The following is a 16,341-nucleotide window of genomic DNA, read 5'->3' on the forward strand; positions in this document are numbered from 1 at the left end:
TTGAGGGCCTTGATTCCTCGCTCACGTGCAGATCGGGCCCCGGTCTCCTCAGCTACGGTGAGGATTTCCTTCGCAAAAGCCGGGCCGGCGCATCCCCCGCCTCAGGCACCGGGCTCAGGCACCGGGCTCGGCCGGCGCCTCAGATGCCGCCTCAGCCGTCGCGCCGAACACGTCGCCGAGCCGCACCCGCGCCCGCTTGCGGTGCGGCAACCGTTCGCGCCGCTCGAGCAGCTCGACGCACTGCCCGAGTTCGAGCCGATGCTCGTCGACGAGCCCCTGCACCACGGCTCGCGTGGCCGACGACCACGCCTCCGTCCGGACGAGGTCGACGAGGGTCCGCGCCGGTGACGTGACGCGGACGGGCCCGAAGTCGACGACCTCGTCGTCGTCGAACGCCATGATTCGCAGGTGGATGCGCGGCCCGGTCACGCCCGGGCGCCGATCTGCCGGCACGAAGACGTCGTGCCGCAGCGGCGCCGCACTCGCAGCACCCCAGACCCACGCCGCCGTCATCCCTGCGGCGACGCTGGCGGGCCCGGCCAGCACGGGAGCGAGCGAATGCGCCCGCCGCCAGGGAAGGTCGAACTCGGCGACGGAACAGAATGCCTCGTCGAGGCGGAACACCTCGCCGTCGAGGCGCGCACTCTGCAGCTCGACGAAGGGCAGGTCGGTGTCGGTCAGAAGCAGGGGGAGTGTGGTCGTCATCGGTCCAGGCTGCCCGAGCCGGTTCCCGTTTCGAGGCGACGACGAGAATCTGTGGACAACGCGTCCTCGACCGACCGAAAGCGAAAAACCACGACGCCCCCGCACCGAAGCGCACGGGGGCGTCGAGGACAGGTCGAGCGGGGTCAGGACCCGAGCGCGTCCAGCCAGATACGTCGGGCGGCCAGAGCCTCTTCGGCGTCCTTGATGCCGCGCTTGTCTCCGGCCTCCTGGGCCGCTGCCAGTTCGGACTCGAGCTTCGCGATGGCGGACTCGAGCTGACCGGCGAGGCCCTCCGACCGAGCCTTGCGCTCGGGGTTGTTCTTCTCCCAGAACTCCTCGTCGAGCTTGCGGACGTGATTCTCGACGGCGCGCATGCGGTCTTCGACCGTGCGGACCTGGTCGCGGGGGACCCGTCCGATCTCGTCGAAGCGCTGCTGGATGGAGATGAGCGCGTCGCGGGCCTGCTGACGGTCGGTGAGCGTCAGGATCGGCGCCGCCTCGTCGAGCAGGGCGAGCTTCGCCGTCAGATTGTCGGAGTATTCGGCCTCGTCTTGGGCCACGATGGCCGACTTCGCCCCGTAGAGGACGTCACCCGCCGCCTTGAACTTCGCCCAGAGCGCGTCGTCGTACTTCTTACCGGCACGGCCCGCGCGCTTCCAGTCGTCGAGAAGACCCCGGTAGGAGGGGATGCCGTCGGCGCCCTTGGGTGCGAGGGCCTCGGCCGCCTCGACGAGCGACTGCTTGCGACTGCGAGCGTCGCGGTGCACGGAGTCGAGCTCGGCGTAGAAGGCCTTGCGGTGCTGATCGATCGTCGACCGAGCCGCTCGGAATCGCTTCCAGAGGTCGTTGCCCTCGCCCTTGGGGATCCGCGGCCCCTCCTGCTGGTGCTTCTGCCAGCGCGAGAAGATGTCGTCGACGGAGGCGGTCACCTGCTTCCACTGGACTCGAGCCGGGTCTTGGGCAGCGAGGGCTTCGGCCTCGACCACGAGCGACTCGCGGTAGGCGACGGCCTCGGTCTGCGCCTGGAGTGCCTCGGCGCTCTGCTGCTGGGTGAGCTCGACCACGGTGGTGTCGAGAGCGCCCACGCGGGTGCGCAGCGACTCGATGTCGCCCACGGCGCTCGGTTCGGTGAGCGCCTCCTTCAAGTGGGTCACGGCCTTGGAGACGTCGGAGGCGGTCGCACCCCGCTTGACCCGTTGCTCGAGGAGCGTCACCTGGCCGGCGAGCTCGGTGAACTTCCGCTGATAGTAGGCAAGAGCCTCTTCGGGAGTCGCGTCGGGGTACTGACCGACGGCACGTTCGCCCTCGGCTTCGCGGACGTAGACCGTCCCGTCGTCGTCGACTCGGCCCCAGGGCGCCTGATCGTCTGTAGCCACAATTCCACCTTGCTGGATGTCTTCGTCGGTGAGGACTTACTCGTTCCTCGCGATGGGTGTTCAGCCTATTGCACAGGGAGTCCGCCCGCGCGAACCCGATCGGCGGGCTATTTAATCGTCGCCCCGGTGATCGTCGTCGCGACCTTGGGGGAGCCGTCGGTGTCGGAATTGACCGCGGTGAGCCCCGCGTCGGTGATCTTCGACTCCATGTCCGAGAGTCCGCTCGTGACGGTTCCGACGACGGTGTAGCCGCCGGTCGTCGCGTCGAGGTACGTGTCGCCGTAGACGATGAAGAACTGCGTCGCCTGCGAGTACTGGGTCGAGGCCCGGGCCATCGCGATGACACCGGTCTTGTAGAGGGAGTCGCTCGGGACGTTCTCGAGCGGGCCGAACTGGAAGCCATCGTCACCCGTCCCGTCGGCCTTGCCCGCGCCGCACTGGAGGAACTTCGCCTGCGCGGCGTCGCTCATCCGCCAGCAGTACGTGCCGTTGTAGAAGCTCTTCTTGATCAGGTCGATCATCACCGAGGTGGCCTGCGGGGCCGCCTTGCCGTCGAGGGTGATCCCGAGCGTGACGTCGTTGTTGAGAGTCAGGGTGCCGGTCCAGTCGCGACCGTCCGCGAGCGACTTCGAGGGGACATCCCCCGTGTTGCTGCCGGCGGCGGCCGTCGACGTGGCAGACGCCGAGGCCGAAGCCGAAGCCGAGGCGGAGGCCGACGAGGAGGCGCTGGGCGACTTCGGACCGAATCCACCGTTCGCGTAGACGATCTGCGTGCCCGTTCCGAGTGCGCCGATCACGACGACGGCGATGATCCCCGCCAGGTTGTCGCGGAACCGGCGCTTGACCTGCGTGGCGTGGACCTTCTGCCGAGCCGTGTACCGCCGGAGCCTGTCGCGTGCCTCGCGGTCCTGGTTCTTGCTCGGTGTCACTGATCCTCCATGGGGCGGTGCGGCGCGGTGACGCCGCAGGGCGATGCGCCAGCGGAACTGGCGAGGTCCAGCCTGAACTGTAACGGACGGTGTGCCCGCGGCCGCCGAAGGCTGTCGGCGGTCCGGTCTAGCATGAACCCCCATGAGCCCCCTATCGCCGCCGCAGAACAAGGGCGTGCGGCAGAGTTCGACGCCTCTCGCCGTGCGCATGCGTCCGACGAGCCTCGACGAGGTGGCGGGGCAGAAGCACCTGCTGCGCCCGGGTTCTCCCCTGGTGCAACTCGCCTCCGACAGCTCGGGCGAGTCCGGCGCCGTCTCCGTCATCCTGTGGGGTCCGCCCGGCACGGGCAAGACGACTCTCGCGCAGGCGATCGCGCACAGTTCGGGTCGACAGTTCGTCGAACTCTCCGCGGTCACGGCGGGGGTGCGCGACGTCCGCTCCGTCATGGAGAAGGCGCAGGCCAACCGCGACCTCTACGGCACCACGACCGTCCTCTTCCTCGACGAGATCCACCGGTTCAGCAAGGCCCAACAAGACGCCCTCCTTCCCGGCGTCGAGAACGGCTGGGTGATCCTCATCGCCGCCACGACCGAGAACCCGTCCTTCTCCGTCATCACTCCTCTTCTCTCCCGGTCGCTGCTCCTCACCCTCGAGCAGCTCAGCGACGACGATCTCGGCTCTCTCGTGCAGCGGGCCGTGCACGACCTCCGCGGCCTCGCCGACACCGTCGTCCTCGACGACGAGGCCCTCGCCATGATCGTCCGCCTCGCCTCGGGCGATGCCCGGCGGGCCCTCACCGCCCTCGAGGCCTCCGCGCAGTCGGCCTGGGCTCTGGCCGACGCCGAGGCCGCCTCGGCACCGGTCGACGACGACGACTTCGACGGCGACCTGGACGCAGCCGACCTCGACTCCGACGATCTCGACGACACCGACGACGAGGGGGCCGAAGGGCGAGCGAGAGCGGGGGAGGCACGGGCCGACGCCGACGCCGGGCCCGTGCATCCCACGCTCCCCACCATCACGGCGGAGCTCGTGGCGCAATCGGTCGACCGGGCCCTCCTCCGCTACGACCGCAACGGCGACGAGCACTACGACGTCATCAGCGCGTTCATCAAGTCGGTGCGCGGCTCCGACGTCGACGCTGCTCTGCACTACCTGGCCCGCATGATCGAGGCGGGGGAGGACCCACGGTTCATCGCCCGCCGGATCATCGTCTCCGCCTCGGAGGACATCGGCATGGCCGACCCGCAGGCGCTCGTGATCGCCATCGCCGCCGCCGACGCCGTGCAGATGATCGGCATGCCCGAGGGGCGGATCCCGCTGGCCGAGGCCGTCGTCTACCTGGCCACGGCACCCAAGTCGAACCGCTCGTACCTCGGAATCGACCAGGCCATCGCCGACGTGCGCGCCGGCAAGGCCGGCCGCGTGCCCAAGCACCTGCGCGACGCCCACTACCCCGGGGCCAAGCGACTCGGCCACGGCAAGGGCTACAAATACGCGCACGACTCCGAGTTCGGCGTCGTCGAGCAGCAGTACCTCCCCGACACCCTGGTCGGGCGCACCTACTACGATCCCACCGTCAACGGCAACGAGCGTGACGTGGCCGCCCGGCTCGAGAAGCTGCGTCGCATCGTGCGCGGCGAGTAGAGGGCATCCCGCCGACTGTCGTCCGGGGCCGGCTCTCGTCACCCCAGCCGACTCTCGTCGACGTACCGTTTCTCGTGTAAGCTTCGACGGTTGCCTTTAGCCGGCGACTCACCCCTCTTGTTACGTCCACGCGGCGCTCGCGCGCTTGCTGGGCTTTTCACTTCTTCCGACAAGATCAGTTAGGAAACACCTGTGTCCACCAAGTCCCGCACCCGGAGCAAGACGCGTCTCTCGCGTGCTCTCGGCATCGCACTGACCCCGAAGGCAGCCCGCTACCTCGAGAAGCGTCCTTACGCTCCCGGTGAGCACGGCCGCACCAAGCGCAAGACCGACAGCGACTACGCCGTCCGTCTCCGCGAGAAGCAGCGCTTGCGCGCCCAGTACGGCATCCGCGAAGCGCAGCTCAAGATCGTCTTCGAAGAGGCCCGCAAGGCCAAGGGCCTGACCGGTGAGAACCTCGTCGAGCTCCTCGAAGAGCGTCTCGACGCCCTGCTCGTCCGCGCGGCCTTCGCTCGCACGACGGCCCAGGCCCGTCAGATGATCGTCCACCGCCACATCCTCGTCGACGGCAAGCTCGTCGACCGCCCCTCCTTCCGCGTGAAGCCGGGTCAGATGTTCCACGTCAAGCCCCGCAGCGAGAACATGGAGATCTTCCAGGTCTCCGCCGCCGGTGGACACGTCGACGTCCTCCCGAAGCTCCCGCCGTACCTCGAGGTCGAGATCGACAAGCTCCAGGCGAAGCTCATCCGTCGCCCGAAGCGCGTCGAGGTCCCCGTGACCTGCGAGGTCCAGCTGGTCGTCGAGTACTACGCCGCCCGCTAGTCCTCCGCACCACTCGCTTCATCCGAAGGGAGCAGCCACTCAGGTGGTTGCTCCCTTCGTCGTCCTCCTCACCCGGGAGGCCTGGCTAAGCTTGACGGCAGTTCATTCAGAAGGAGCCCCATCCCGTGAAGTACCTCTTCCTCCTCGGCGTCGGTGTCGCCGGGGGATTCCTGCTCGCCCACAAGATCAACCAGACCGAGCAGGGCCAAGAGTTCTTCACCGGGCTCGACGGGCGACTCAAGCAGTTCTCGTCCGCCGTCGTCGACGGCTACCGCACCCGTGACGCCGAACTCCGCGACAAGGCCTGAGAGGCTTCCCATGCAGACCGCAGACATCCGCAACCGCTGGCTCGACTACTTCGGCAGCCGGGGCCACACCGTCGTGCCCTCGGCCTCGCTCGTGAGCGACGACCCGAGCCTCCTCTTCACCGTCGCCGGCATGGTGCCCTTCATCCCCTATCTCTCGGGTCTGGTCCCGGCTCCGTACCCGCGTGCCACGAGCGTGCAGAAGTGCATCCGCACCAACGACATCGAAGAGGTCGGCAAGACCCCTCGCCACGGCACGTTCTTCCAGATGAACGGCAACTTCTCCTTCGGCGACTACTTCAAAGAGGAAGCGATCTCGTACGCCTGGGAGCTGCTGACCGGCAGCGAGGCCGACGGCAACTACGGGTTCGACCCGAAAGACCTCTGGGTCACCGTCTACAAAGACGACGACGAGGCCATCCGGCTCTGGAAGAAGGTCGCAGGGCTTCCCGACGAGCGCATCCAACGCCTCGACAAAGACACCAACTATTGGTCCACCGGTCAGCCCGGACCGGCCGGTCCCTGCTCCGAGATCTTCTTCGACCGCGGCCCCGCCTATGGCATCGACGGCGGCCCGGCCACCGACGACGACCGCTACGTCGAGATCTGGAACCTTGTCTTCATGCAGTACCAGCGGGGTGCGGGCACGTCCAAGACCGAGTTCGAGATCCTCGGCGAGCTCCCTCGCAAGAACATCGACACCGGCATGGGCCTCGAGCGCGTCGCGTTCCTCAAGCAGGGCGTCGACAACATGTACGAGATCGACCAGGTCCGCCCGGTGCTCGACCGTGCCGCCGAGCTGTCCGGCCGCCGCTACGGTGCCGTCCACGACGACGACGTGCGCATGCGCGTGATCGCCGACCACGTCCGCTCCTCCCTCATGCTGATGAGCGACGGCGTCACGCCGTCCAACGAGGGGCGGGGCTACATCCTGCGTCGCCTCCTCCGTCGCTCGGTCCGCTCGATCCGCCTGCTGGGCGTCGAAGAGGCGACGTTCCCCGAGCTCTTCCCGGCCTCGCGCGACGCGATGAAGGCGGCGTACCCCGAGGTCGACACCGACTTCGACCGCATCTCGCGCCTCGCCTATGCCGAGGAGGAGACCTTCCTCCGCACGCTGACCGCCGGCACGAGCATCCTCGACGTGGCCGTGGCCGACACCCAGAAGGCGAAGTCGTCGAGCCTGAACGGCGACACCGCGTTCCTTCTCCACGACACCTTCGGGTTCCCGATCGACCTCACGCTCGAAATCGCCGAAGAGGCCGGCCTCACGGTCGACCGCGACGCATTCGACCGCCTGATGCTCGAGCAGCGCACCCGCGCCAAGGCGGACGCTAAGTCGCGCAAGACCGCTCTCGCCGACCTCAGCGTCTACTCGGCCTTCCGCGCCGAGGGCGAGACCGTATTCACCGGCTACGACTTCCTCGACACGGAGTCGCGCATCCTCGGCCTGATCGTCGGCGGCGAATCCGTCGACAAGGCCGTCGTCGGCGACATCGCCGAGGTCATCCTGGCCGAGACCTCGCTGTACGCCGAGTCGGGCGGCCAGGAGGCGGACTCCGGCAGCATCGTCGGCAACGGCTTCGACCTCGAGGTGCTCGACGTGCAGAAGCCCGTCAAGGGGCTCATCAGCCACCGGGTGCAGGTGCGCTCCGGCGAGGTCGGCGTCGGTGACGCCGCGACCACGGTCGTGGATCCCACCTATCGTCGCGGTGCGACCCAGGCGCATTCGGCGACCCACCTGATCCACGCGGCTCTGCGCCAGGTCCTCGGTCCGGAGGCCCACCAGGCCGGTTCTTACAACAAGGCCGGCTACATGCGCCTTGACTTCAACTGGTCGACGCCGCTCTCGCCCGACACCCGCACCGAGATCGAGGACATCGCCAACTCGAAGATCCGCGACGACCTCGAGGTCACCACGCGCATCCTTCCCCTCGACGAGGCCCGCTCGATGGGCGCCATGGCTCTGTTCGGCGAGAAGTACGGCGCCGAGGTGCGAATGGTCGACATCGGCGGCCCCTGGTCGCGCGAGCTCTGCGCCGGCACCCACGTCTCGAACAGCTCGCAGATCGGCCTGATCAACCTGGTGGGCGAGTCGTCCATCGGGTCGACCAACCGCCGGGTCGAGTCGCTCGTCGGGGTCGACGCGTTCCGCGACTTCGCCGCCGAGCGCGCCATCGTGGGGCAGCTCACGTCGTCGCTCAAGACCCCCCGCGAGCAGCTCCCCGATCGCATCGCCGACCTGGCCGCACAGCTCAAGGCCGCCGAGAAGCGGATCGCCGAGTTCGAGGCGCAGGCGCTGGCGACCCGGGTTCCGTCTCTGGTCGAGAAGGCGTCGACGTTGGGCGCCTACACGGTCGTCGCCGAGTCCGTCGGCACCGTGAAGTCGACCGACGAGCTCCGGTCGCTCGCCACGAGCGTTCGCGAGCGACTCGGCTCGTCGTCCGCGTCGGTCGTGGCCCTGGCCGCCGACGTCGCGGGCAAGCCCGCCGTCATCGTCGCGACCACGGCCGGAGCCCGCGACGCCGGCGCCAAGGCCGGTCAGCTCGCCCGGACCGCCGCAGGAATCCTCGGCGGCGGCGGCGGCGGCAAAGACGACCTGGCACAGGGCGGCGGCTCCGACGTCACGGCGATCCCGACGGCTCTGTCGGCCATCGTCGACGCCCTGAGGGCCTAGGCAGCGGGGGAGTGCGCACAGGAGTCCGTCTCGGCGTCGACGTCGGGAAGGTGCGCATCGGAGTCGCTCGTTCCGACGACGCCCCGATGCTCGCGATGCCGATCGAGACGGTCGCGCGGGCCGGTGACACCGGCGACGATCTGCGCACCATCCTCGGTCACGCCCTCGAGTTCGGGGCCGTCGAGATCGTCGTCGGCCTGCCGCTGTCGCTCTCCGGTGGAGACACGCCCTCGACGGGGGATGCCCGGCTCTTCGCCAGCCGCCTGGCCGTCGCTGCATCCCCGACCCCGGTGCGTCTCGTCGACGAACGCCTCTCGACAGTGACCGCTCAGGGGCAACTGCGACAGGCCGGACGATCGTCGAAGAAGCAGAGATCGGTGGTCGACCAAGTCGCCGCTGTTATCATTCTGCAACACGCCATCGACCTCGAACGTTCGAGTGGACGTCCGCCGGGCGCTCTCGTACCGAGCGAGGCCACCCCCGACGAAGGACGATGACACGTGGCCGATGAGCCCTCCTGGGACGAGATCTTCGCCCCGCGCACTGCCGACCGACCCGCTTCGGCCACCGCCGAAGCGACCTCGGGATCCGGCGGCGGAGAGCCCCCGGCCGGATCAGAACCCGAGCGCGCGACTCCGGTGAACCCCACGGCGGGCGTCCCCGTCTCTCGGCGCGCCCTCCGGGCCCAACGCGAGCACGAAGAGCGCGCCCGCGAGCAGCGCGAGCGCGAAGAACTCGCGCGGCAGCAGCGCGATGTCGCCTCGGCGGCGCCGACGGCCGCCGACCGTGCGCCCGCGGTCTCGACCGGCGACTCGGCACCTGCCGGCGACTCGGCACCTGCCGGCGACTCGGCGCCGCCCGAGGGGCCCGGCCGGTTCGACCCGTTCTCCGCGATCGTCTTCGGCGCGGAGACCCCGGCCGCCGCTGCTCCGGCGCCCGCGGCTTCGGCCCCCGCGGCTCCGGCCACCGCCGCCGCCCCGGGCGCACCCGGAGTACCGGTCGCGCGCGCCGCCGAGAACGCGAGGCCACGAGCCTCGGGTCGACGGGCCTCGACGACCGAGATCGTCACCGCACCCGAGACCGCTCAGCAGCGCGAGAGTGTGCCGGCGCGCGACAGCGTGCCGACGTCCGAGGCCGTTCCGGCACCCGCCCCGGCACCTGCCCCAGCAACCGACGAGTCGCGCTCGGAAGCCTCCTTCTTCCCGTTCGACGAGCACTTCGCCAGCACGGCAGCAGCAGCAGCCCCCGACACGACCTCCGCAGCCGTCCCCGACCTCTCGACGGAGGGCGGTCGCGGCGGCGGCGGACGCGGTCGCGGCGGTCGCGGTCGCCCGTCGAAACCGCCCCGCGCCCGGAAGCCGCGCGGGCATCACCGCGGCGCCTGGATCCTCGCCATCGTCCTCGTCGTCGTTCTCGGCGGCGGCACCGCGGGCGGCTTCGCGGTCTGGCACAAGGTCTCACCGGGCGTCTCGGCCCTGTTCGGCACGAAGCCCACCACGGACTACTCCGGCAGCGGCAACGGCACGAAGGTGACCTTCACGATCAACAAGGGCGACATCGGCTCGACGATCGCGACGAATCTGGCCAAGGCGGGCATCACCAAGACCTATACGGCCTCGTACAAGGTCCTCCTGGCGAGCCCGGACATCTCGTTCCAGCCCGGCTCCTACTCGATGTACCAGCACATGAGCGGCGCCTCGGCCATCGCCCGGTTGCAGGACACCTCGGCTCGTCTCGTGAACAAGCTCGTCATCCCCGAGGGGACCACTCTCAAGGGCATCATCCCCCTCATGGCGGCCGCCACGAAGCTGTCCACCGACGACGTCACCGCAGCGGCGAACAACTCTGCGGCCTACGGCCTGCCGGCCGGTGTCACGAGCCTCGAGGGCTATCTCTTCCCGGCCACCTACGACCTGCAGCCCGGCAAGACGGCGCAGTTCTACTTCCAAGAGATGGTCGACACCATGAAGCAGCACCTCGCTGCCGCCGGTGTCGCTCCCGCCGACTACGAGCACACGATCATCTTCGCGTCCCTCGTGCAGAAGGAGGCCGGTCTCGCGGCCGACTACCCGAAGGTGGCCCGGGTCTTCCAGAACCGGATCGACCAGGGGATGCTCCTGCAGTCCGACGCGACGGTGGCCTACGGAGCGGGCACCACGAACCGCGTCACGACGACCGACGCCGAACGCGCAGACGCCAGCAATCCCTACAACACCTACGTGCATCCCGGGCTGCCTGTCGGGCCTATCTCGAATCCGGGCGATCTCGCGATCAACGCGGTGACGCATCCCGCCGACGGCACCTGGCTCTACTTCGTGACGGTGAACCTGCAGACGGGGGAGACGGCGTTCTCGACGACGTACTCCGACCACCTGGCCGCGGTGGCGCAGTTCCAGGCCTGGCTGCGGGCGAACCCGAGCTACAACCAGTAGCCCGGCCGCGCCGAGCGGCCGCTCCGACTGTGGAAGAATCGTCCCCATGCTTCGTTGGTTGACCGCGGGTGAGTCTCATGGCCCCGAACTCATTGCCGTTCTCGAGGGCCTGCCGGCCGGGGTGCCCGTGCTCCTCGACGACATCCAGGCCGACCTCGCCCGTCGCAAGCTCGGCTACGGCCGCGGCTCGCGCATGAAGTTCGAACAAGACGAGCTGCACATCTCCGGGGGCGTGATCCACGGCCGCACGATCGGCAGCCCGATCGCCATCCGCGTCGGCAACACGGAATGGCCCAAGTGGGTCGAGGTCATGAACTCGCAGCCCGTCGAGGTCAGCGAGGCCTCCCGGGGGCGGAGCGCCCCTCTGACGCGTCCGCGTCCCGGCCATGCCGACCTCGTCGGCATGCAGAAGTACGGCTTCGACTCCGCCCGCCCCATTCTCGAGCGCGCCAGTGCCCGCGAGACCGCGGCGCGCGTCGCCCTCGGCGCCGTCGCCAAGTCGTTCCTCGCCGAGCTCGGCATCGAACTCGTCAGCCACACCCTGTCCATCGGCCCGGTCCGCGTGCCCGAGGGGCGTCCTCTGCCGACCCTCGACGACCTCGAGGCGCTCGACGCCGATCCGTTGCGCTGCTTCGACGCTGCCACATCGGCGCTCATGGTGGCCGAGGTCGACGCCGCGAAGAAGGACGGCGACACCCTCGGCGGCATCGTCGAGGTGCTCGCCTACAACCTCCCTCCCGGGCTCGGCTCGCACGTGCAGTGGGATCGCCGCCTCGACTCGCAGCTGGCTGCAGCACTCATGGGCATCCAGGCGATCAAGGGCGTCGAGGTCGGCGACGGCTTCCTCACGACGACCCGCCGAGGATCGGAGGCGCACGACGAGCTCCACCAGACGGCTGCCGGCATCTCGCGCGACACCGACCGTGCCGGCGGCACCGAGGGCGGCATGTCCACGGGCACCGTGCTCCGCGTCCGCGCGGGCATGAAGCCGATCGCGACGGTTCCGCACTCCCTGGCCACGGTCGACGTCGCCACGGGCGAAGCGGCCCAGGCGCACCACCAGCGCTCCGACGTCTGCGCCGTACCGGCCTCCGGCGTCGTGGCCGAAGCGATGGTCGCCCTCGTCCTGGCCAACGCCGTGCTGGAGAAGTTCGGCGGCGACTCGATCGACGAGACGAGCCGCAACCTGACCTCGTACGTCGAGAACATCCCCGACCTGCTCACGACGACCGCGCAGTCCGAAGCGCAGAGCGGCGTTCCCGCAGCCCAGCTCTGATGCCGTCGACGCTTCAGCGTCCGATCGTGCTCATCGGCCCGATGGGCGCGGGCAAGACGAGCGTCGGCAAGCGCGTGGCCAAGGCGCTCGGCCGCCCGTTCGTCGACACCGACAAGCTGCTGGTGTCGCGCCACGGTGCGATCGCGGCGCTCTTCGAGACGCACGGCGAGCCGCACTTCCGCGAGCTGGAGCGCGCCGCCGTCGCCGAGACCCTGGCGTCGGACGACGTCGCCGTGGTCTCCCTCGGGGGCGGCGCCGTCCTCGACGAGTCCACCCGGGCCCTTCTAGCCGACGCGCACGTGGTCCTGCTCACCGTCACCCCCGAGGCCGTGGGTCCCCGCATCTCCGGCAGCGACCGCCCGCTCCTCCACCACGACGGCCTCGCCGCCTGGCAGGCCATCGCAGAAGCCCGCGCGCCGATCTACGCGTCGCTCGCCGACCTCACTCTCGACACCTCCCACAGGCCCCTGTCCCATGTCGTCGACGACATCGTGACCTGGGCCGGAACGGAACCCGCATGACCACGACCACCCCCGACGGCGCGACCCCGGGCGACGCCACGGCCGCTGACACCGGCGCGGCTGCCGACACCGTCACGACCGACGAGACCACGATCATCCCCGTGAAAGGCCTCTCGCCCTACGACGTCCGCGTCGGGCGCGGCACGATCGGCGACGTGAAGAGCATCCTCGGCCCGCAGACCCGCAAGATCCTCATCGTGCACGCGCCGCCGCTCGGTGCACGAGCCGAGGCCCTCCGCACCTCGCTCAAGGAGCAGGGCTACGACGCGATGATCGCCGAGATCCCGGACGCCGAGGCCGGCAAGCGCGTCGAGGTCGCCGCCTTCTGCTGGCAGATCCTCGGCCAGGCCGACTTCGCCCGCACCGACGCCGTCGTCGGCCTCGGCGGCGGGGCCACGACCGACCTGGCAGGCTTCGTCGCGGCGACCTGGCTCCGCGGCGTGCAGCTCGTCCAGATCCCCACGACGGTTCTCGGCATGGTGGATGCGAGCGTCGGCGGCAAGACCGGCATCAACACCGCCGAGGGCAAGAACCTCGTCGGGTCGTTCTACGCCCCCGCGGGCGTGCTGGTCGACCTCGATCTGCTCGACGGCCTCGCCCCGAACGAGATCCTCGCGGGCTTCGCCGAGATCGTGAAGGCCGGATTCATCGCGGAGCCCGAGATCCTCGACATCGTCGAGGCGTCCGTCGAGCGGGTCACCGATCCCACGACCCCCGAATTCCGCCGCGTCGTCGAACTGGCCATCGCCCTGAAGGCGCGCGTGGTGGGGGAGGACTTCAAAGAGGCCGGTCTCCGCGAGATCCTCAACTACGGCCACACCCTCGGACACGCCATCGAACACGCCGAGCGGTACCAGTGGCGCCACGGAGCAGCGGTGTCGGTCGGAATGGTGTTCGCCGCCGAGCTGGCACGGTTGGCCGGCAAGCTGTCCGACGAGGTGGTCGACCGGCATCGGAGCATCCTCACCTCCCTCGGTCTGCCCATCACGTACCCGGCCGGCCGCTGGAACACCCTCCTCGCGACCATGCAGCGCGACAAGAAGACGCGGGCCGGCATGCTGCGGTTCATCGTGCTCGACGACATCGCCAAGCCGACCATCCTCCAAGGCCCGGAGTCGAGCCTCCTCTTCGCCGCCTACCAGGAGATCGGCTCGTGACGACGGTCCTCGTCGCCGCCGCTCCCGAACGCGCGCGGCCCGGGTCGGGTCGGATCGCCTCCAGCGCAGGCGGCGGTGCACCCGAAGCATCGAGCGGGCTCCGGAGCGAGCTGATGGCCCTGGGCGGCACGGTCCACGACGGCGACCTCACCGTCGAGTTCCGTCAGACCGACGACGAGGCCGAGCTCATCCACTGGCTCGGGCGGGCCGTCGAATCCGGCTGGGGGGTCGTCCTCGACCCGACCGGCTTCACGCACTACTCCTACGCCCTCCGCGACGCGGCGGCGGCCGTCACCGAGGCGGGCCTGCCACTGATCGAGGTGCATCTCGGCAACCCCGGCGCCCGCGACGACGGCGGGCGCTCGAGCGTCATCTCCGCCGTGTCGACCGGCGTCATCGCGGGACTCGGCTTCGACTCCTACCGCTTCGCCGTGCAAGCCGCAGCGGCGCGGGTGCGGGCGGGCGTCGCCGCGCGGGCCTGACCCCTGCGTCACCGGGGCGGGGCCACCCAGGGCTTCCGCCAGTGGAACATCCGGCCCCGGTACGCGAGCACCGCCGCCACCATGAGGGCGGCCTCGCCGGCGACGGCCAGGAGGATCCGCGGTCCGATCCCCTTCGACACCGCGAGCGACGGCAGGCTGAGTCCGAGCCAGACCGCCCAGGCGATGGCCACGAGCATCCCCGCGACCGCCCCGATCTTCTCCGCCACGGTGGCGGCCGGCCGCAGCCGCGCCCGCGAGTGCAGCGCCGTCGTCGCCAGGAACAGCAGCAGCCAGACGAACGCAGTCACGACACCGAAGGTCTCCGGCAGCCAGGGCCGAAGCAGGATCCCGACCAGCGCCAGGCCGATGAAAACGGCCTCGGCGATCCAGAGGCCGACGAAGAGAGCGGGGGATGCACCCGCCTTCGTGTCGGGAACGAGGAGCCCCTCGCCGTCGAGGTGGTACCCGTGCGGGGCGGCGGATCGGCGCGGGGGCGGTGTTCCCGGGGCGCTCATCCGTGCATCCTACGCATCGCCCTTTCGAAGAACCGTCGTGGCGGGCGGCACACTGGAGCGCATGAGCGACGATTCCTCTCCGACATTCGTGCGGCAGCCGATCCGGGGCGTCAACGAGCATCCCGACTCGCCCCTGCCCCGCGACCGCTGGCCTGCCACGCTCGCACCGGTCCGTAGCGTGCTCGACCACGGCCTCGAGCTGGGGCCGATCACCGTGTTCGTCGGCGAGAACGGGTCGGGCAAGTCGACGCTGGTCGAGGGCATCGCGGGGGCGTACGGCATGGGCGTCGAAGGGGGATCGACGGGGTCGCGGCACTCGACTCGAGCCACCGAGTCGCCGCTGTGGGAGTCGTTGCGGCTCAGCCGTGGCATCGGCGGGTCCAAGCGCGGCTACTTCCTGCGGGCCGAGACGATGCACTCGTTCTACACGTACCTCGAACAGAATCCGGGCAGGCCCGAACCCCGCTTCCACGAGATGTCGCACGGCGAGTCGTTCCTCGAGCTGGTCCTCAGCCGCTTCAAGGGCCGCGGATTGTGGATGCTCGACGAGCCGGAGTCGGCCCTGTCGTTCCAGGGCTGCCTCGCACTGGTCGGTGCCCTCGCCGACAAGATCGCCGAGGGCGGGTCGCAGGTGATCCTGTCGACGCACTCGCCGGTGCTGGCGGCCATCCCCGGGGCGACGATCTACGAGGTGGGGGAGTGGGGGCTGCGCCCGAGCCCCTGGAGCGACCTCGGTCTCGTCACCAACTACAAGCTGTTCTTCGACGACCCCCAGCGGTTCCTCCGCCACGTGGTCGGCTGAGCGGCACGGCTGCAGCCTCGAGCCGGACGATTTCGACGGCACGCTACACTTGTCCGTGGCCGAATCACGGGCCACGCATCTTCACAAAGACGAACAGAACTCGTAAAGGAAATCCAGCGCATGGCGACTACCAACGACATCAAGAACGGCGCCGTTCTCAACCTCGACGGCCAGCTCTGGAACATCGTCGAGTTCCAGCACGTCAAGCCGGGCAAGGGCGGCGCCTTCGTCCGTACCAAGATGAAGAACGTCCTGACCGGCAAGGTCGTCGACAAGACCTTCAATGCGGGCACCAAGGTCGAGTTCGCCAACGTCGACCGTCGCGAGTACACCTACCTGTACGCCGAGGCCGACGGCTACGTCTTCATGGACACCACCGACTACGACCAGATCAACATCCCCGCCACGGTCGTCGGCGACTCCAAGAACTTCATGCTCGAGAACCAGAACGTCCAGGTCGCCCTGCACGACGGCGACCCGCTCTACATCGAGCTCCCCGCCTCCGTCGTCCTCGAGGTCACCTACACCGAGCCGGGCCTTCAGGGCGACCGCTCCACCGGCGGCACCAAGCCCGCCACCGTCGAGACCGGCTACGAGATCCAGGTCCCGCTGTTCCTCGAGACCGGCACCAAGGTCAAGGTCGACACGCGCGACGGCAGCTACCTCGGCCGCGTCAACGACTAGTCGCCGACCGACG

At 69.5% G+C, this 16,341-nt stretch carries 16 protein-coding genes; 12 read left to right on the top strand and 4 right to left on the bottom strand.

Annotated elements, in window-relative coordinates; genetic code table 11:
* Positions 1 to 114: 114 nt before the first annotated feature.
* The 3 genes from ABEA39_RS04700 to ABEA39_RS04710 all read right to left on the bottom strand — a co-directional run bounded on the left by ABEA39_RS04700 (position 115) and on the right by ABEA39_RS04710 (position 3,010).
* The gene (locus tag ABEA39_RS04700; protein ID WP_345373758.1) at positions 115 to 705 is read right to left on the bottom strand and encodes a type IV toxin-antitoxin system AbiEi family antitoxin; all 591 of its coding nucleotides are present in this window, start codon (positions 703 to 705) and stop codon (positions 115 to 117) included.
* Between the two features lie 143 nt (positions 706 to 848).
* Positions 849 to 2,081 carry a DUF349 domain-containing protein gene (locus ABEA39_RS04705; RefSeq protein WP_345373760.1) on the bottom strand — a complete coding sequence of 411 codons (1,233 nt, stop codon included), beginning with the start codon at positions 2,079 to 2,081 and terminating at the stop codon, positions 849 to 851.
* A 107-nt stretch (positions 2,082 to 2,188) separates the two neighbouring features.
* Positions 2,189 to 3,010, bottom strand: a complete 822-nt coding sequence (locus ABEA39_RS04710; RefSeq protein WP_345373762.1) for a peptidylprolyl isomerase — start codon at positions 3,008 to 3,010, stop codon at positions 2,189 to 2,191.
* A 142-nt stretch (positions 3,011 to 3,152) separates the two neighbouring features.
* Between ABEA39_RS04710 and ABEA39_RS04715 the strand changes: the two genes are divergently transcribed.
* The 10 genes from ABEA39_RS04715 (at position 3,153) to ABEA39_RS04760 (ending at position 14,327) form a co-directional block, all read left to right on the top strand.
* Complete coding sequence (locus tag ABEA39_RS04715; RefSeq protein ID WP_345373765.1) at positions 3,153 to 4,658, top strand: replication-associated recombination protein A; 1,506 nt, start codon at positions 3,153 to 3,155, stop codon at positions 4,656 to 4,658.
* 192 nt (positions 4,659 to 4,850) lie between these two features.
* A complete protein-coding gene (gene rpsD, locus ABEA39_RS04720) occupies positions 4,851 to 5,480 on the top strand; it encodes a 30S ribosomal protein S4 (protein ID WP_345373767.1) in 630 nt (209 codons plus the stop codon).
* A 125-nt stretch (positions 5,481 to 5,605) separates the two neighbouring features.
* Complete coding sequence (locus ABEA39_RS04725; protein ID WP_345373769.1) at positions 5,606 to 5,788, top strand: hypothetical protein; 183 nt, start codon at positions 5,606 to 5,608, stop codon at positions 5,786 to 5,788.
* Between the two features lie 10 nt (positions 5,789 to 5,798).
* Positions 5,799 to 8,459 (top strand): alanine--tRNA ligase, encoded by a 2,661-nt coding sequence (gene alaS, locus ABEA39_RS04730; protein WP_345373772.1) that lies wholly within the window; start codon positions 5,799 to 5,801, stop codon positions 8,457 to 8,459.
* An 11-nt stretch (positions 8,460 to 8,470) separates the two neighbouring features.
* On the top strand, positions 8,471 to 8,956 hold the full coding sequence (gene ruvX / locus ABEA39_RS04735; protein ID WP_345373775.1) for a Holliday junction resolvase RuvX: 486 nt from the start codon (positions 8,471 to 8,473) through the stop codon (positions 8,954 to 8,956).
* A gap of 3 nt (positions 8,957 to 8,959) precedes the next feature.
* Positions 8,960 to 10,891, top strand: a complete 1,932-nt coding sequence (gene mltG, locus ABEA39_RS04740; protein WP_345373778.1) for an endolytic transglycosylase MltG — start codon at positions 8,960 to 8,962, stop codon at positions 10,889 to 10,891.
* Positions 10,892 to 10,937: 46 nt separating this feature from the next.
* Positions 10,938 to 12,167, top strand: a complete 1,230-nt coding sequence (aroC, locus tag ABEA39_RS04745) for a chorismate synthase (protein ID WP_345373780.1) — start codon at positions 10,938 to 10,940, stop codon at positions 12,165 to 12,167.
* The gene (locus ABEA39_RS04750) at positions 12,167 to 12,688 is read left to right on the top strand and encodes a shikimate kinase (protein WP_345373782.1); all 522 of its coding nucleotides are present in this window, start codon (positions 12,167 to 12,169) and stop codon (positions 12,686 to 12,688) included. Before aroC ends, ABEA39_RS04750 begins: the two co-directional genes overlap by 1 nt.
* A complete protein-coding gene (gene aroB, locus ABEA39_RS04755; RefSeq protein WP_345373784.1) occupies positions 12,685 to 13,845 on the top strand; it encodes a 3-dehydroquinate synthase in 1,161 nt (386 codons plus the stop codon). The genes ABEA39_RS04750 and aroB overlap by 4 nt, the downstream gene beginning before the upstream one ends.
* Complete coding sequence (locus ABEA39_RS04760) at positions 13,842 to 14,327, top strand: type II 3-dehydroquinate dehydratase (RefSeq protein ID WP_345373786.1); 486 nt, start codon at positions 13,842 to 13,844, stop codon at positions 14,325 to 14,327. The genes aroB and ABEA39_RS04760 overlap by 4 nt, the downstream gene beginning before the upstream one ends.
* 8 nt (positions 14,328 to 14,335) lie before the next feature.
* Here the strand turns inward: ABEA39_RS04760 and ABEA39_RS04765 are convergent, their stop codons facing one another.
* Positions 14,336 to 14,842 carry a hypothetical protein gene (locus ABEA39_RS04765; RefSeq protein ID WP_345373788.1) on the bottom strand — a complete coding sequence of 169 codons (507 nt, stop codon included), beginning with the start codon at positions 14,840 to 14,842 and terminating at the stop codon, positions 14,336 to 14,338.
* A gap of 61 nt (positions 14,843 to 14,903) precedes the next feature.
* On the opposite strand from ABEA39_RS04765, the gene ABEA39_RS04770 reads away from it, so the two are divergent.
* Together ABEA39_RS04770 and efp are read left to right on the top strand one after the other, a co-directional pair.
* Positions 14,904 to 15,644: an AAA family ATPase gene (locus tag ABEA39_RS04770; RefSeq protein WP_345373790.1), complete on the top strand. Its 741-nt coding sequence runs from the start codon at positions 14,904 to 14,906 to the stop codon at positions 15,642 to 15,644.
* A gap of 120 nt (positions 15,645 to 15,764) precedes the next feature.
* Entirely contained in the window at positions 15,765 to 16,328 is a 564-nt protein-coding gene (gene efp / locus ABEA39_RS04775; RefSeq protein ID WP_345373792.1) for an elongation factor P, read from the top strand.
* Positions 16,329 to 16,341 lie beyond the last annotated feature (13 nt).

The sequence above is a fragment of the Frondihabitans cladoniiphilus genome (assembly GCF_039544345.1).
Classification (GTDB): domain Bacteria; phylum Actinomycetota; class Actinomycetes; order Actinomycetales; family Microbacteriaceae; genus Frondihabitans; species Frondihabitans cladoniiphilus.

Coding starts and splice junctions, on each gene's coding strand:
- ABEA39_RS04770 (WP_345373790.1), top strand. CDS start 14,904: ATGAGCGACGATTCCTCTCCGACATTCGTGCGGCAGCCGATCCGGGGC.
- ABEA39_RS04750 (WP_345373782.1), top strand. CDS start 12,167: ATGCCGTCGACGCTTCAGCGTCCGATCGTGCTCATCGGCCCGATGGGC.
- ABEA39_RS04765 (WP_345373788.1), bottom strand. CDS start 14,842: ATGAGCGCCCCGGGAACACCGCCCCCGCGCCGATCCGCCGCCCCGCAC.
- efp (WP_345373792.1), top strand. CDS start 15,765: ATGGCGACTACCAACGACATCAAGAACGGCGCCGTTCTCAACCTCGAC.
- ABEA39_RS04700 (WP_345373758.1), bottom strand. CDS start 705: ATGACGACCACACTCCCCCTGCTTCTGACCGACACCGACCTGCCCTTC.
- alaS (WP_345373772.1), top strand. CDS start 5,799: ATGCAGACCGCAGACATCCGCAACCGCTGGCTCGACTACTTCGGCAGC.
- aroB (WP_345373784.1), top strand. CDS start 12,685: ATGACCACGACCACCCCCGACGGCGCGACCCCGGGCGACGCCACGGCC.
- ABEA39_RS04715 (WP_345373765.1), top strand. CDS start 3,153: ATGAGCCCCCTATCGCCGCCGCAGAACAAGGGCGTGCGGCAGAGTTCG.
- aroC (WP_345373780.1), top strand. CDS start 10,938: ATGCTTCGTTGGTTGACCGCGGGTGAGTCTCATGGCCCCGAACTCATT.